This is a genomic window from Kosakonia sp. H7A, assembly GCF_003028445.1.
In the GTDB taxonomy this organism is placed as follows: Bacteria; Pseudomonadota; Gammaproteobacteria; order Enterobacterales; family Enterobacteriaceae; genus Kosakonia; species Kosakonia radicincitans.
Genome location: NZ_PYTZ01000005.1, coordinates 80292 through 96668, shown reverse-complemented (window position 1 = coordinate 96668; position 16377 = coordinate 80292). Strand labels below are relative to the sequence as shown.

15 protein-coding genes and 1 pseudogene are annotated in these 16377 nt (G+C 52.0%); 9 read left to right on the top strand and 7 right to left on the bottom strand.

The features are described 5' to 3' along the window. Positions 1–11 precede the first annotated feature (11 nt). Positions 12–2263: pseudogene (locus CWM66_RS17495) on the top strand (YgiQ family radical SAM protein). Between the two features lie 60 nt (positions 2264–2323). On the opposite strand, the gene dkgA reads toward CWM66_RS17495, so the two are convergent. Then, positions 2324–3151, bottom strand: coding sequence for a 2,5-didehydrogluconate reductase DkgA (gene dkgA / locus CWM66_RS17490; protein ID WP_007370124.1), 828 nt, complete (start codon positions 3149–3151; stop codon positions 2324–2326). A 101-nt stretch (positions 3152–3252) separates the two neighbouring features. Continuing rightward, positions 3253–4416: an alcohol dehydrogenase gene (gene yqhD, locus CWM66_RS17485; protein WP_072439372.1), complete on the bottom strand. Its 1164-nt coding sequence runs from the start codon at positions 4414–4416 to the stop codon at positions 3253–3255. A 197-nt stretch (positions 4417–4613) separates the two neighbouring features. On the opposite strand from yqhD, the gene CWM66_RS17480 reads away from it, so the two are divergent. After that, complete coding sequence (locus tag CWM66_RS17480) at positions 4614–5513, top strand: AraC family transcriptional regulator (protein ID WP_007370127.1); 900 nt, start codon at positions 4614–4616, stop codon at positions 5511–5513. 31 nt (positions 5514–5544) lie between these two features. Here CWM66_RS17480 and CWM66_RS17475 read toward each other — a convergent pair whose 3' ends face one another. Continuing rightward, positions 5545–6204, bottom strand: a complete 660-nt coding sequence (locus CWM66_RS17475) for a DedA family protein (protein ID WP_007370128.1) — start codon at positions 6202–6204, stop codon at positions 5545–5547. A gap of 116 nt (positions 6205–6320) precedes the next feature. Beyond that, positions 6321–7508, bottom strand: a complete 1188-nt coding sequence (gene metC / locus CWM66_RS17470; RefSeq protein WP_007370129.1) for a cystathionine beta-lyase — start codon at positions 7506–7508, stop codon at positions 6321–6323. Between the two features lie 252 nt (positions 7509–7760). On the opposite strand from metC, the gene exbB reads away from it, so the two are divergent. Together exbB and exbD are read left to right on the top strand one after the other, a co-directional pair. Further along, entirely contained in the window at positions 7761–8492 is a 732-nt protein-coding gene (exbB, locus tag CWM66_RS17465) for a tol-pal system-associated acyl-CoA thioesterase (protein ID WP_035889656.1), read from the top strand. 6 nt (positions 8493–8498) lie between these two features. Then, positions 8499–8924 carry a TonB system transport protein ExbD gene (gene exbD, locus CWM66_RS17460; RefSeq protein ID WP_007370131.1) on the top strand — a complete coding sequence of 142 codons (426 nt, stop codon included), beginning with the start codon at positions 8499–8501 and terminating at the stop codon, positions 8922–8924. Between the two features lie 84 nt (positions 8925–9008). On the opposite strand, the gene CWM66_RS17455 is transcribed toward exbD, so the two are convergent. Continuing rightward, a complete protein-coding gene (locus CWM66_RS17455) occupies positions 9009–9473 on the bottom strand; it encodes a hypothetical protein (protein ID WP_035889654.1) in 465 nt (154 codons plus the stop codon). Next, on the bottom strand, positions 9466–9870 hold the full coding sequence (locus CWM66_RS17450; RefSeq protein WP_007370133.1) for a hypothetical protein: 405 nt from the start codon (positions 9868–9870) through the stop codon (positions 9466–9468). The genes CWM66_RS17455 and CWM66_RS17450 overlap by 8 nt, the downstream gene beginning before the upstream one ends. Positions 9871–9972: 102 nt before the next feature. Between CWM66_RS17450 and CWM66_RS17445 the strand changes: the two genes are divergently transcribed. Then, on the top strand, positions 9973–10479 hold the full coding sequence (locus CWM66_RS17445) for an ESA_00282 family adhesion-associated protein (RefSeq protein WP_107147005.1): 507 nt from the start codon (positions 9973–9975) through the stop codon (positions 10477–10479). Between the two features lie 87 nt (positions 10480–10566). Beyond that, positions 10567–11061, top strand: coding sequence for a TIGR00645 family protein (locus CWM66_RS17440; RefSeq protein ID WP_007370135.1), 495 nt, complete (start codon positions 10567–10569; stop codon positions 11059–11061). Positions 11062–11115: 54 nt separating this feature from the next. Here CWM66_RS17440 and CWM66_RS17435 read toward each other — a convergent pair whose 3' ends face one another. Further along, complete coding sequence (locus CWM66_RS17435; protein ID WP_035889653.1) at positions 11116–12156, bottom strand: aldo/keto reductase; 1041 nt, start codon at positions 12154–12156, stop codon at positions 11116–11118. Positions 12157–12320: 164 nt separating this feature from the next. On the opposite strand from CWM66_RS17435, the gene yghX reads away from it, so the two are divergent. The 3 genes from yghX to CWM66_RS17415 all read left to right on the top strand — a co-directional run bounded on the left by yghX (position 12321) and on the right by CWM66_RS17415 (position 16200). Then, positions 12321–13208, top strand: a complete 888-nt coding sequence (gene yghX / locus CWM66_RS17430) for a YghX family hydrolase (RefSeq protein WP_146159938.1) — start codon at positions 12321–12323, stop codon at positions 13206–13208. A 988-nt stretch (positions 13209–14196) separates the two neighbouring features. Then, entirely contained in the window at positions 14197–15846 is a 1650-nt protein-coding gene (locus CWM66_RS17420; RefSeq protein ID WP_007370141.1) for a methyl-accepting chemotaxis protein, read from the top strand. A 66-nt stretch (positions 15847–15912) separates the two neighbouring features. Next, complete coding sequence (locus CWM66_RS17415; protein ID WP_035889649.1) at positions 15913–16200, top strand: DUF2623 family protein; 288 nt, start codon at positions 15913–15915, stop codon at positions 16198–16200. Positions 16201–16377 lie beyond the last annotated feature (177 nt).

The following is a 16377-nucleotide window of genomic DNA, read 5'->3' as shown; positions in this document are numbered from 1 at the left end:
AATACTCCTTCATTTCCCGCTACAATCCGGCGTATAATCGCCGGCCTTTGATTATTTTTTTACCAATTTTGGAAGCAAAATGAGCGCAATATCCCTGATCCAGCCGGATCGTGACCTTTTCTCCTGGCCCCAGTACTGGGCGGCCTGCTTCGGCCCTGCGCCTTTTTTGCCGATGACGCGCGAAGAGATGGATCAACTTGGCTGGGATAGCTGCGACATTATTCTGGTTACCGGCGATGCGTATGTCGATCACCCGAGCTTCGGCATGGCGATTTGCGGCCGTATGCTGGAAGCGCAGGGTTTCCGCGTCGGCATTATTTCCCAGCCGGACTGGAACAGCAAAGACGACTTTATGCGTCTGGGCAAACCAAACCTGTTCTTCGGCGTAACCGCCGGAAACATGGACTCGATGATCAACCGCTATACCGCCGATCGTAAGCTGCGCCACGACGATGCCTACACGGCAGATAACGTTGCCGGTAAACGTCCGGATCGCGCCACGCTGGTGTATACCCAGCGCTGCAAAGAGGCGTGGAAAGATGTGCCGGTGATCCTTGGCGGTATTGAAGCCAGCCTGCGACGTACCGCGCATTACGATTACTGGTCTGATACCGTGCGCCGCTCGGTGTTGATCGATGCCAAAGCGGACATGCTGATGTTCGGCAACGGTGAACGCCCGCTGGTTGAAGTGGCGCACCGCCTTGCTGCCGGAGAACCGATCGCGGAGATCCGCGATGTTCGTAACACGGCGATCATAGTTAAGGAAGCGTTGCCGGGCTGGAGCGGGGTGGATTCCACCCGTCTGGATACGCCGGGCAAAATCGATCCGATCCCGCATCCTTATGGTGAAGATCTGCCGTGCGCGGATAATAAACCGGTCGCACCGCAGGCACAGGAAGTGAAGCGCGTCACCGTTCAGCCGCCGCGCCCGAAACCGTGGGAGAAAACCTACGTGCTGTTGCCTTCCTACGAGAAGGTAAAAAGCGACAAGGTGCTCTACGCGCATGCGTCGCGTATTTTGCATCATGAAACTAACCCCGGTTGCGCCCGTGCGCTGTTACAAAAGCATGGCGATCGTTATATCTGGATCAACCCGCCAGCGATTCCGCTCTCCACTGAAGAGATGGACAGCGTTTTTGCACTGCCGTACCAGCGCGTGCCGCATCCGTCATACGGTAAGAGCCGTATTCCGGCGTACGAGATGATCCGCTTTTCGATCAACATCATGCGCGGCTGTTTTGGCGGTTGCTCTTTCTGTTCCATCACCGAGCATGAAGGGCGCATTATTCAGAGCCGCTCTGAAGATTCGATTATCAATGAAATCGAAGCGATCCGTGATTCGGTGCCAGGTTTTACCGGCGTGATTTCCGATCTGGGCGGCCCGACGGCCAACATGTATATGTTGCGCTGCAAATCGCCGCGCGCGGAGCAAACCTGCCGTCGTCTCTCCTGTGTTTATCCGGATATCTGTCCGCACATGGACACCAACCATCAGCCGACTATCGATCTTTATCGCCGTGCGCGCAGCCTGAAAGGTATCAAGAAGATCCTGATTGCCTCTGGTGTGCGTTACGATCTGGCGGTGGAAGATCCGCGTTATGTGAAGGAACTGGCGACGCACCACGTTGGTGGTTACCTGAAGATCGCCCCTGAGCATACCGAAGAGGGGCCGCTGTCGAAAATGATGAAGCCGGGCATGGGCAGCTACGATCGCTTTAAACAGCTGTTCGATACCTATTCGAAAGAGGCGGGTAAGGAGCAGTATCTGATCCCGTACTTTATCTCGGCGCACCCGGGCACGCGTGATGAGGATATGGTGAACCTGGCGCTGTGGCTGAAACGCCACCGTTTCCGTCTCGACCAGGTGCAGAACTTCTATCCTTCGCCGCTGGCTAACTCAACCACCATGTATTACACCGGCAAAAACCCGCTGTCGAAAATCGACTACAAGAGCGAGGAAGTGGTGGTGCCGAAAGGGGATAAACAGCGTCGTCTGCATAAAGCGCTGCTGCGTTACCACGATCCGGCGAACTGGCCGCTGCTGCGCGAAGCGCTGGAAGCGATGGGCAAAAAACATCTGATCGGTTCACGCCGTGATTGTCTGGTGCCTGCGCCGACGATGGACGAGATGCGCGAAGCACGCCGCCAGAATCGCCAGTCGCGCCCGGCACTGACCAAACACACGCCGATTGTGCACCAGCGCAGCAACGGCAAGAGCGCCGCTGCGGCACCGGCGAAAAAGCGCGCACCGCGCGTTCGTTAAGCGCAATAAAAAACCCGGCAAAAAAGCCGGGTTTTGTTTATCAATAAACCGGATAAGACATTAACCACCGAACTGATCCGGATCTGGCCCCAGCCGTTTGCCCTGTTCCAGTTTGGCGATTTCCGCCAGCTCATCTTTGTCCAGACGGAAATCCCAGACATTGAAGTTCTCGGCAATACGCGCCGGCGTGACCGATTTCGGGATCACTATCAGCCCGCTGTCGAGATGCCAGCGGATCACCACCTGCGCCGGTGTTTTGCCGTATTTATCCGCCAGATCGCGGATAATTTTCTGATCAAACACCCCTTCGCCGCCCTGCGCCAGCGGGCTCCAGGATTCAGTCTGGATCTTATGTGTGGCATTCCAGGCATGGAGCTGGCGCTGCTGCATCAGCGGATGCAACTCGATCTGGTTGATCACTGGCACTACGCCGGTTTCATCGATGATCTTTTGCAGATGATGAACCTGGAAGTTGCACACGCCGATGCTCTTCACCAGTCCCTGTTTTTGCAGTTCGATCATGCCCTTCCAGGCGTCAACGTAATGATCGATCGCCGGAACCGGCCAGTGCATCAGCCAGAGATCGATATAGTCGAGCTGGAGTTTTTTCAGGCTCTCCTGCAGGGCTTCTGCCGGTCGTTTCTGATCGTCGTTCCACAGTTTGGTGGTGATAAAGAGTTCCTCGCGCGCCACGCCTGCACTGGCTAATGCTTTGCCAACGCCGTCTTCATTTTTGTAGGCCGTTGCGGTATCGATAGAACGATAGCCCACTTCCAGTGCTTTATGAATGGCGGTTACCACTTCCTCGTTGCTTGCTTTCCACACGCCAAGGCCGAGCTGCGGCATCAGGTTGCCATCGGAAAGCTTAATCACGGTGGGATGTGTCATGCATTTCTCCTTTCAATGGGCTTACCGGGACAAGCCCGGTAAGGTGGTTTGCCTTAAGTGTGGTCGAAAAAACCAAAAACGGAAGCCGGGCTTTTCAGTGCTTAGCGTGCCGCTTCGTAGATACGACGGCTGACATCCAGCGTAATATCGTGATGTTCGCCAAGTTGCGTCATGCCATGTTCTTCCAGTTTCGCCAGCAGCGCCGGGATGGAGCTACCGTCAAGGCCGTAGCCGGAAAGGCGCGTCGGTACGCCCATGCGTTCGAAGAAGTTGCGGGTGGCTGCGATTGCGGCATCAATGCGCTCATTTTCGGAACCTTCAGTGATATTCCATACGCGTTCTGCGTATTGCAGCAGTTTTTCGCGTTTGGTTTCACGTTTTTCATTCCACAGCGCCGGCAGCACAATCGCCAGTGTCTGCGCGTGATCCAGCCCGTGCATTGCAGTCAGTTCATGGCCCAGCATATGGGTTGCCCAGTCCTGCGGGACGCCCGCGCCAATCAGACCGTTCAGCGCCTGTGTCGCTGCCCACATCACGTTGGCACGAACATCGTAGTTTTCCGGTTCCTGCAATGCTTTCGGGCCTTCTTCGATAAGCGTCAGCAGAATACCTTCGGCAAAGCGATCCTGAATTTTGCCGTTCACCGGATAAGTGACGTACTGCTCAACGGTGTGCACGAACGCATCGACCACACCATTCGCCACTTGGCGCGGCGGCAGAGTGTAGGTATAAACCGGATCCAGCACGGCAAACACTGGCTGGACGAACGCCGAGTGGAATGCCTGCTTGTCACCCGTGGCTTTGCGTGAAACCACGGCCCCGGCATTGGATTCAGAGCCGGTAGCGGGCAGTGTCAGCACGGACCCCATCGGAATAGCGCTTTTGATTTCGCTACCGCCGGTTTGCAGGATGTGCCACGGATCGATGCCGTCAGCATAGTTTGCCGCAGCGGCGATAAATTTGGTGCCGTCCAGCACAGAGCCCCCGCCCACGGCCAGCAGGAAGGTAACGTTTTCTTCGCGGACAATTTTTACGGCTTTCATCAGGGTTTCGTACGTCGGGTTTGGTTCGATACCGCTGAATTCAAGAATGTCCAGCCCTTCCAGTGCGCTGTAAACCTGATCCAGTACGCCGTTTTTCTTCACGCTGCCGCCACCATAAGTGATCAGCACGCGTGCGCCAGTTGGGATTTGCCCACGCAGGTCGGCAATCGCGCCTTTACCAAACAGAATGCGGGTCGGGGTATGCAGATTGAAGTTGTTCATTGCTCGTTCCCTTCTAACTAGAGGTGAAAGAAAAAGGAGGCAGCGGACTGCCTGATGACGGTTATTGTGGGCGTGCGCGTCCACTCTCTCAATGCACATTCCTGCCGATGTCTTGCCTGTTTCTCCATGCGGCTGGAGAAAAAGCACAAAACTCTGCACACTGTGTTCGTCAAAATGTCTTGCCGGAGTAGCGAAAAATGAAGCGTGAAGAGATTTGCCTGCAACTGACAGAAAAAATTAAACGACTGAAAATTAATGAAAACCGTCTGGCTGAGTTATTGCCGGATATTCGCCTGCTGTATGGTACGCAGCCGGGAACCCGTACGCCGGTGATGTACCAGCCAGGGATCGTTTTTCTCTTTTCCGGCCATAAAATTGGTTATATCAATGAAAGGGTGTTTCGTTATGACACCAATGAATATTTGCTGCTGACGGTTCCGCTGCCGTTTGAGTGCGAAACCTTTGCTACGCCGGAGGTGCCGTTGGCGGGGCTGCGCTTAAATGTCGATATCCTGCAATTGCAGGAGCTGCTGATGGATATTGGTGAAGACGAATATTTCCACCCTGGCGCTGCGGCCAGCGGTATCAACTCAGCGGTGCTGTCGGAAGAGATCCTCTGCGCGGCAGAACGTTTGCTGGATGTGATGGAGCATCCGCTGGATGCCCGTATTCTCGGTAAGCAGATTATCCGCGAAATGCTGTACCACGTGCTGACCGGGCCGCGCGGCGAAGCGCTGCTGGCGTTGGTCAGCCGTCAAACGCATTTCAGCCTGATCAGCCGCGTGCTGAAACGTATTGAAAGCCAGTACACGGAAAACCTGAGCGTGGATCAGCTGGCGGCGGAAGCCAATATGAGCGTCTCGGCGTTTCACCACAACTTTAAGTCAGTTACCAGCACGTCGCCGTTGCAGTATTTGAAAACATTTCGCCTGCACAAAGCGCGGATGCTGATGGTGCATGACGGCATGAAAGCCAGCGCGGCGGCAATACGCGTAGGGTATGAAAGCCCGTCGCAATTCAGCCGCGAATTTAAGCGGTATTTCGGCCTGACGCCGGGTGAAGATGTGGCAAGGATCCGCCTGATACAGGGCGCGTAATTTACCCTCTCCCAAAGCGGAGAGGGGAGAATCAGGCGTTGCAATACTTTTTCTTCAGCACCACGGTGACCGCGCCGACAAGGCCAATCACCAGCAGGAACAGCGGCAGCAGCATCAGGAAGGTCATCACCTGGTCTTCATGACGTTTGACGAAAGGGATCATGCTGATGGCATAGCCCAGCGACATCACCACGCCAACCCACAGCAGCGCGCTCAGCCAGTTAAACAGCTGGAAGCGGCGGTTCGACAGGCCGGAAATACCCGCCATGGTAGGCAGCAGCGTGCGCACAAACGCAAGAAAGCGACCGGCCAGCAGCGCCAGCAGACCATGACGGTCAAACATATAAGTCGCCCGTTCGTGATATTTCACTGGCAGATGCGATAGCCAGCTCTTTACCACCCGCGTATTGCCGAGCCATTTCCCTTGCAGATAACTCAGCCAGCAGCCGAGGCTGGCAGCGGTGGTGAGGATCGCGAGGGTGGAGATGAAGTCCATGCAGCCGCGCGCAACCAGTGCGCCCGCGAGCAGTAAAAGGCTGTCGCCCGGTAAAAATGAGGCAGGAAGCAAGCCGTTTTCTAAAAACAACGTAGCAAACATAACCAGATAAACGACACCGACAACATGTGGATTTGCCAGCGCAGCAAAGTCGTGATGCCAGAGCGCAGCAATAATATCTTGAATAACAGCCATGGACTTTCCTGTGGTACTGCGTAGAGGAGGCTATTGTACTCCAACTCGCCTGAAACACCTTGATCCGGGGCGCAAGAAATAAGAAATTTCCCGCCTTGCTGCCCCGGTCGCCAGGTTTACACGATGCGCTGGAAGCCTGCCACTAAATCTTCAATCAGATCATCAACATTCTCTAAACCGATATGCAGACGGATTAATGTTCCGCTGAAATCGACGCCGCCATCCGGGCGAATCGCCGCGAGCTGTTCTGGCTGGTTCGCCAGAATCAGGGATTCATAGCCGCCCCATGAATAGGCCATGCTGAACAGTTTGAAGTGGTCGAGATATTGCGATAACTCTTCATTGCTCAGTCGTTTATTAAGCACGAACGAGAACAGACCGCTGCTGCCGGTGAAGTCGCGTTTCCAGTATTCATGGCCTTTACTGCCAGGCAGTGCGGGATGGTTAACGCGCGCCACTTGCGGATGCGTTGCCAGCCATTCGGCAATCTTCAGGCTGCTTTCATGATGCTGACGCAAACGGACGCCCAGCGTACGCAGACCCCGGCTGGTCATATAGGCGGTGTCGGCATCGACCATTTGTCCCATCAGGTAGGCATTTTCGCGCAGCTGTTCCCAACAACGTGCATTGGATACCGCCGTACCGATCATGCCGTCGGAGTGGCCAATCAGATATTTAGTGGCGGCCTGAATGGAGATATCAATGTCGAATTCCAGCGCCTTAAACAGGATCCCCGCCGCCCAGGTGTTATCGATCATGATGATCGCCTCTGGCGCGACGCTTCTTACCGCCTGAACGATGGCCGGAACGTCGTGGACTTCCATGGTGATTGAACCGGGAGATTCGAGAAATACCACTTTGGTGTTGGGCTGGATCAGCTTGACGATACTGGCGCCGATCAGCGGGTCAAACCAACTGGTAGTGACGCCCAGTTTGGCGAGAATTTTGGTGCAGAAATCCTGGCTTGGCTCGTAGGCCGTGTTGGTCATCAACACATGATCGCCCTGTTCGACAAACGCCAGAATGGTATTGGCCACCGCTGCCGCTCCGCAGGGGAAGAGCGCACAGCCCGCACCGCCTTCAAGTTCGCACATCGCTTCCTGTAATGAGAAGTGCGTCAGCGTACCGCGACGGCCGTAAAACAATTCACCATTGGCGCGATTGCGCGTGGCATGTTTTTTGGCTTCAACCGTGTCGAATACCAGTGAAGACGCGCGCTGGATAACGCTGTTCACCGAACCCTGCGTGTATTTTTTACTGCGCCCTGCGTTTACCAGAGCGGTATCTATATGCTTCGCCGTCATTGTTGCTCAACCTGTTTTTATACGTCTGGATGTCCAGACTACCATGATTGCGCATTGATGCATCGCCATGTTGGCGGCTGAGCGTTAATTTTTTCGCATTCCGTGCCTTGCGCGGCGGTTTGCTGTGTTAGCGCAAAGAAACAGGCTTCTCTTTACGGCACTATGTAAATACTAATGAGAACCACTATCAATTCGGTGGCATTTTGATATTATTACGCGCAGATTTTGTGATTTGCGTCTCGGAGATACACAGTGGGTAATAATTTGATGCAGACGGATCTATCCGTGTGGGGTATGTATCACCATGCCGACATCGTCGTAAAAATTGTGATGATCGGCCTGATTCTCGCGTCAGTCGTTACATGGGCGCTGTTCTTCAGTAAAAGCGCGGAGATGATCTCGCAGAAGCGCCGCCTTAAGCGCGAGCAGCAGAAACTGGCTGAAGCGCGTTCTTTGGATCAGGCCAGCGAAATTGCCTCCTCTTTCCACGCCAGAAGTCTGAGCCTGTCATTAATTAATGAAGCCCAGAATGAACTGGAGTTATCCGCAGGCAGCGAAGACAACGAAGGCATTAAAGAGCGTACCGGTTTCCGCCTCGAACGCCGTGTTGCGGCGACAGGCCGCCATATGGGGCGCGGCAACGGCTATCTCGCGACGATTGGCGCGATTTCACCGTTTATTGGCCTGTTTGGTACGGTCTGGGGCATCATGAACAGCTTTATTGGTATTGCGCAGACGCAGACCACTAACCTTGCTGTTGTGGCACCCGGTATCGCAGAAGCGCTGCTGGCAACGGCTATCGGCCTGGTAGCGGCAATTCCGGCGGTGGTAATTTATAACGTCTTTGCCCGCATGATTGGCAATTACAAAGCTATGCTTGGCGATGTTGCTGCACAGGTTCTGCTGCTGCAAAGCCGCGATCTTGACCTGGCGGCCAGCAATGCGCAGCCGGTTCGCGCCGCGTCGAAATTACGTGTAGGTTGATTCTCCATGGCAATGCGTCTTAATGAAAACCTGGATGATAACGGCGAAATGCATGAAATTAACGTGACGCCGTTTATCGACGTTATGTTGGTGCTGCTGATTATCTTTATGGTGGCCGCGCCGCTTGCCACCGTTGATGTAAAAGTGAATCTTCCGGCCTCTACCAGCCAGCCGCAGCCGCGTCCGGAAAAACCGGTCTACCTGTCGGTGAAAGCGGATAACACCATGTTCATCGGCAACGATCCGGTAACCGACGAGACGATGGTTAACCAGCTCAATGCCGTGACGGAAGGTAAAAAGGACACCACGATCTTCTTCCGTGCGGATAAAACCGTGGATTACGAGACGATGATGAAAGTGATGGATACCCTGCATCAGGCGGGCTATCTCAAAATCGGTCTGGTGGGCGAAGAGACGGTTAAAGCACACTAAACGCGGTGCTGATAAGCGAGAAAAGCTGGCAAAGGCCAGCTTTTTTTATATCGGATATATGAAGGAATAAAAAAAGCGACACGCTTATTTTAATTTTGTGCCTGCGGTTTTTTCTTGCTTCTCCGGCGCGGTTTTTTGGTTGCCTGATTCTGGCGCGACGGTGGTGACCGTCGTCGTATGGTATTCGCCGTCGCTGAGTTTGCGGCTCAGGCGCAGCGTCGCGGTTTCCCGCGCCAGTAAATGCTGGTAGTTAGCCTCCAGCCGCCCCATGATTTTGTCGCGCAGTTCCGGCTTTAGCTCGATGATGGCATTGATCACCGCGCCGTAAATTTCCTCTTTCACCTGTAACGGGTAGATTTCACGGCGGTTCTGCCATTTCAGGCGCACAAGCGCCGCAGGAATGGAAACCAGCTCATGGGCAATACGGGCAATGGTTTCATTTTTACTGAGTATCAGCGCCTCTTTATTGTGCTCTAAGATAAATTCATCGCTATTTTTGTCATTTAAAGTTAAATAAACATTATTATCGACATCGCTCACGTTATTCATCCCCAAGCTTATAAAATAGTGGCCCATCCTTTTCGCGAGTAATCAGGTTAAGCCAAATCTCATTCCCGTTTTCATTAATTTGCTGCGTTTTTTCGGTAATTATTTGGCTTAATGCCTGGGGTTCAATCTCGCCCTCTTCCTGTAAGTCATTAAGCAGACGAGCGAATGTCTCGATTTTTACTACCCGCAGCAGACGCTCTTTTATATGGCGATCACGCTCTTCAAGTAACATATTTCTTGACTGCCCACCGCGGCTGGCATTAGCTAATATATCGTTGGCATGATCGTCGAGGGTTGTTTTCCCCTGAGCTAAATTAGCTTCTGTTCCTTCTTCTCCAGGGCTGGTTTCAGCAGTAGAAATATGAAATCGTGCCGGGACAAGATTCTCGGGAAGCATTTCTAATGTCCTTTAATATCAATAAGGAAGAGGGAGTGCGGGCGTGAGGTTCGTTGACAATATCACGGCGCACTTTTAAAATCAAAAAAAAGGAGCCTGCTCATGAACAGTATTTTTTATTCTGTTATTGCTATATTGCTGCTGACGGGCGGCGTACTTTTATTGATGCGTGAGTACAATAAAAAAACTCCCCTTAGTGAAATTGACAATCGCCCTCAGCAGTATCAGCCATTGTCGAAAGAGGAGGGCGAAGATCATTTCTCGGTATTAATGAACGCGATTACTCCGGTATGGTACTGGCGCGTCAACCATGAATATATTGATTTTCTTCATGCGACAATTAAACGTATGAACATGGCGGAATTAAATAGTACGCCAGGTTTATTTGAAGCACAGCGTCGCTGTAGCGATCTCAATTCAGCGGTGTATAAGTATTACGACAATATAAAAAAACGCTGTATCAACGGTGAAAAAGTCTCGCAGTCCGATCTGGATGTCCTCAATCTGCGCCAGTGTTTTCGCGAGTTCAGTATGGAAGCTTATCCGGCGCTGGTGGTGCTGGTCTGGCCTGAGAATCAGCGGCCATGGGTGAACCCGGAGGATGTGTAACCCCGCCAGGCCGGGTGTTGCAAATTGTTTGCCATCCTGAGATATACTGGGCGTCGGTTTCGTTATCTGACAGGACACTAACGCCACATGGAACGCTTTCTGGAAAACGCAATGTACGCCTCGCGCTGGTTGCTCGCCCCGGTCTACTTTGGCCTTTCCCTCGCTTTACTTGCGCTGACGCTGAAATTCTTTCAGGAGATTATTCACGTCCTGCCTAATGTCTTCAACCTGGCGGAAGCCGATCTGATCCTGACGCTGCTGTCGCTGGTGGATATGACGCTGGTGGGTGGGTTGCTGGTGATGGTGATGTTTTCCGGCTATGAGAATTTCGTGTCGCAACTGGATATTGCCGAGCACAAAGAGAAGCTGAACTGGCTCGGCAAAATGGACGCGACTTCGCTTAAGAATAAAGTGGCGGCTTCCATTGTAGCGATCTCTTCGATTCATCTGCTGCGTGTGTTTATGGACGCGAAAAACGTCCCGGACAATAAACTGATGTGGTACGTGATAATTCATCTGACGTTTGTTTTGTCTGCTTTCGTCATGGGATATCTGGATCGCCTGACGCGCCATAATCACTGATAAAAACCGCAAGAGAGTTGAAAGCCGGGCAAGCAGCGCTACCCGGCTTTTTTGTTACTTATCTGACGATGCTTGCCACAGATTCAACTCGCCGTCGGCAACATGTTGATCGATTTGCGCCAGTTCCTCTTCACTGAACGTCAGGTTATTCAGCGCCAGTACGTTCTCTTCAATCTGCTCCGGACGGCTTGCGCCAATCAGCACGGAGGTAACGCGCTGATCTTTCAATAACCAGCTCAATGCCATTTGCGCCATCGACTGCCCGCGATGTTGCGCCATCTCATTGAGTAACCGCAGGCTATTGAGGTTGCTCTGTGTCAGCATTTTCTCCGTCAAACCGCGCACTTTCTTGCCTTCACGCTGCATACGGGAACCTTCCGGAATGCCGTTCAGGTATTTGCCGGTCAACAGCCCCTGCGCCAGCGGGGTAAACGCGATACATCCCACGCCGTTATCTTCCAGCGTATCGAGCAGGCCGGTTTTGTCGACCCAGCGGTTCAGCAGGTTGTACGAAGGCTGATGGATAAGCAGTGGGATCTTCCACTCGCGCAGCAACGCTGCCATCTGTTGCGTACGTTCAGTGGAGTAAGAAGAGATGCCAACGTACAGCGCTTTACCGCTTTGCACCGCCTGGGCGAGCGCTGCTGCGGTCTCTTCCATCGGCGTTTTTTCATCTACGCGGTGTGAATAAAAAATATCCACGTATTCAACGCCCATGCGTTTCAGGCTCTGATCGAGGCTGGCCAGCAGGTATTTACGTGAGCCGCCGGAACCATACGGGCCAGGCCACATATCGTAGCCAGCCTTGGTGGAGATAATGATTTCGTCGCGATAAGCGGCAAAGTCATCGCGCAGCAGGCGACCAAAATTTTCTTCCGCACTGCCCGCCGGCGGCCCGTAGTTGTTGGCTAAATCAAAATGGGTAATGCCAAGGTCAAACGCTTTACGCAGCAGGGCGCGTTGCGAGTCCCGCGCCTGCCCATAACCAAAACTGTGCCACAAACCGAGGGAAAGCGCGGGTAGTTGCAGGCCGCTTTTACCGCAGTATCGATACTGCATCTGTTCGTAGCGATTCGGATTGGCGAAACCGGGCATGATGTCTCCTTTCTTATCTGGCTTTTATATGAAAATCGAAACAGCGTTTTTATCTTACGTCCATTTTCAGCTTATCAAAAGGTTATGGTTATACCTGCGCATTTTTTAGGCAAAAACCGTAACGCTATGCTTTGCTTAGAATGGCTAAATGGAGGAGACAGAGAATGGCGCGTTTGACAGCGAAAGATTTCCCGCAAGAGTTGCTCGATTACTATGATTACTACGCGCACGGCAAGATCAACAAGCGCGAGTTTTTACAGATAGCTGGCAAATACACGGTCGGCGGCATGACCGCGCTGGCGTTGTTCAACCTGCTAAAGCCCAACTACGCGCTGGCAACGCAGGTCAAATTTACCGATCCGGATATTCTCCCCGAGTACATTACCTATCCCTCGCCCAACGGTCACGGCGAGGTTCGCGGTTATCTGGTTAAACCAACAAAAGCGACGGGTAAAGTGCCAGCCGTAGTGGTGGTGCATGAAAATCGTGGGCTGAATCCGTATATCGAAGATGTTGCCCGCCGCGTTGCCAAAGCCGGTTACCTCGCGCTGGCTCCGGATGGTTTAAGTTCCGTTGGCGGCTATCCCGGCAATGATGATGAAGGACGCGAGCTGCAACAAAAAGTCGATCCTACAAAACTGATGAATGACTTCTTTGCCGCCATTGAGTTTCTGCAAAAGCATCCGGATGCCACTGGTAAAGTAGGCATCACCGGCTTTTGTTACGGCGGCGGCGTTGCTAACGCAGCGGCGGTTGCTTACCCGGAGCTGGCCTGTGCAGTGCCGTTTTATGGCCGCCAGCCGCCAGTCGACGGGGTGGCAAAAATCAAGGCGCCGTTACTGCTCCACTACGCTGCGCTGGACAAAAACATTAACGAAGGCTGGCCTGCCTATGAACAGGCGCTGAAGGCCAACCACAAGGTGTTTGAAGCTTACATCTACCCGGCCGTTAACCACGGTTTTCATAACGATTCAACGCCGCGCTACGATCGTGCGGCGGCGGAACTGGCCTGGCAACGAACCCTTGGATGGTTTGAAAAATATCTGCATTGAGTGGATCGTTCCTGAAAAAATAGCAGGAAATCTCCATTAGCTGAATGTATCGTTAATCGGTAATTATTGATTTATAACTTTATAATATGGATTTATTGTCGATTTTTATGCTGTTAAGTGGCGAATGACACATTCTGTAAAGATAATGGCGCATTTTTATTATCCGGTTTGCAAGTAAAACTGCGCTATTAATTTACGTTAGGTGCTCTCGTTCTTCTGCGAAAATTCCTGGATAAATGTCTGCGAAAAATCTTTCGAGCGAAATGCCAGTGAGCGATCGGAAATAGCACGGATGCCGCGCTGAATATAAATATTTCTTCTCGCTGCGGCTGAAACCGGGCGTATGATAGCGTTCGTAAGTTCACTGCTGTATCGCTTCAGGCCTGTATTCATGCGGCTTACGGCGATGTTTCCGCGTCAGTAAGTGTGTAAAAACATCACAATGGTCAGAATGATAAATAATTAGTTAACCATACTTAAAATAAATTTTAATACTCCTTAATCATCATTTTTATTTGTTGTAAAAAACCTTTTTCCATTATTAATGGCATTATTTTCCTGCGTTTTTTTATTCATTTTTTAACTTTTTAAAAATTCTTATTTTAACTTTCGGTAACATTTTAATTTTTCTTTTTTTATATATAAACGAGGGAATTCTCTTTTCCGTCTTATTAATTAAAGATTTTTAAATCATTACCTAAAGAAATAATTAGCTGATTAATTTTTATTTTAATTTTGTTAAAAAAACAATAAGTTATGTTTATTTATTGTAAATAAATGCCGTGGTGATGACAACGATTAATAACCCAATGATGAGACAGAATAAGATTCTGTACGGCCCCGATGCAGGCTGACGAAAAAAGAGAAGGGTGAAATTTTTTTTATCATTTTTTTCACTTTTACCATGCAGAATTTTCTTGTCCATGCCGATAACGGAGATAACTCTCGCCCGCAGGCGAGAATGTACCTTCACCGCAAGGATAATATTATGAGTATGCTTCGTAACTTTACTATACGAGCCGTTATGCTGGCGATCCTCGGGATCTTCGGTCTGCTGTGGTCAGGCGTTGGTTTGTATAGCGTTTTTTCTCTGTCAAAAGTGGCCGACGGTAATGAGGTAGATCGCCAGTTAGTGTCACAGATGACTCTGCTTAGCCAGGGCAATGATCAGTACTTTCGGTTTGTGACTCGTCTCAGTCGCGTGATGGAAGCCAAAGCTGCGGGTGGCTCGCCGGATATGGCGCCGGTTCAACAGGCGCTGGACAATATGACCCGTTATCTGGCGGCGTTTAAAGCGATTTCACCAGGGCCGATAGATGCGAAAATCTCTGAACAAGTGATCAGTAACTGGCAGGCGCTGCTGGAGCAGGGGATCACGCCGCAATTTCAACTGGCGCAGCAGGGAACATCTGACGCTTATCGCCAGCAAGCGAATAATGTTACGCCGGGTTTAAGCCGCAGCTTTGGTTCAGCGACGGAAAACTTTAATAAAGCCGCGGGTGAGATGCTCGATCAGACGCGCGTTGTCGTTGATAGCCAGACGAAAACTACTCGCGTGGCAATTATTTCAGCGATGGTGATTGGCCTGTTGATCCTGCTCTTTACCGACCGCTATCTGGTCAACATGCTGGTGCGCCCGCTGGATCGTATCCGTGCGCATTTCACGGTGATGGCGCAGGGCGATCTCAGCCAGCCGCTGGAAGATTTTGGTCGTAACTGCGTCGGCAAAGTCGTGCCGCTGTTGCTGGCAATGCAGGATAGCCTGCGTGAAGCGGTTAGCAGTATCCGCAACGGTAGCGAAAATATCTGGCGCGGGGCGAGCGAGATCTCTTCCGGCAATAATGATCTCTCTTCCCGTACCGAAGAACAGGCCGCCGCGCTGGAGCAGACGGCAGCCAGCATGGAAGAACTGACTTCAACGGTCAAACTGAATGCGGATAACGCCAGTCAGGCCAGCCAACTGGCGGAAGTGGCGTCAGCCACCGCCAGTAAAGGCGGCGCGCTGGTTAAAGACGTTATCAGCACGATGGACGGTATTTCCGGTAGCTCGAAGAAAATTGCTGAGATCACCACTGTCATTAACAGCATTGCCTTCCAGACGAACATTCTGGCGCTGAACGCTGCGGTTGAAGCGGCGCGCGCAGGTGAGCAAGGGCGTGGCTTTGCCGTTGTCGCCGGGGAAGTCCGTAATCTTGCCAGCCGCAGTGCGGGCGCGGCGAAAGAGATCGAAACGCTGATCGCCGATTCAGTCAGCCGCGTCGAGAAAGGGGCGCAACTGGTTAATGACACCGGCACCACCATGGAAAGTATCCTTAAGGCCGTGACCGAAGTGACCACCATTATGAAAGAAATTGCCTCGGCCTCTGCAGAGCAGAGTAAAGGTATCTCTCAGGTGGGCGTCGCGATCAGCCAGATGGATAGCGTCACGCAGCAGAACGCCTCGCTGGTGGAGCAGATCTCTGCGGCAGCGGCGGCGCTGGAGCGCCAGACAGAAGAGCTGCAACGTTCTGTTCAGAAGTTCCGTCTTTCCAGTAACGAGCAGCATAACCCTGCGACGACAGCGCTGGTAAAACCGGATTTGTCGCGCAAAACCACTTCTAAATCTGCCGCATCGTCGGATGAATGGGTGGCGTTTTAATCAGCGCTATCACCCCCGCAATAGATCGTTATATAATTTTTTATATAGCGATTGGGGGTGATAACGATGGAAAACCATTTTGGTAAAGGTTTAATGGCCGGGCTGAATGCAGCGCAGGCGGATAGCGCCAGCAATGTGGCGCATTTCTGCCCGGACTATAAGCGGGGTTTTGTCCTTGGGTTTTCGCACCGCATGTTTGAAAAGACAGGCGATCGACAGCTCAGCGCGTGGGAAGCAGGTATTCTCACTCGCCGCTACGGGCTGGATAAAGAGATGGTGATGGACTTCTTTCGCGAGAGTCACTCAAGCATAGTGCTCCGATTTTTTATGGCGGGATACCGCCTCGAAACATAACAATACGCTTCGCTCAATATGTAGTTCTCTTTTGTGAAGGTCACTTTTGTCGAGGGTGACTTTCATTTTTTTTTGTTCATTTGTGCCCTAATACCCCTACGCTTAGTCCGTGTACTGTAATCCCCGTCTCATTTTTGCATAATGCCCCTGATTTTTATGTGCTTAATTGTCGGGGCG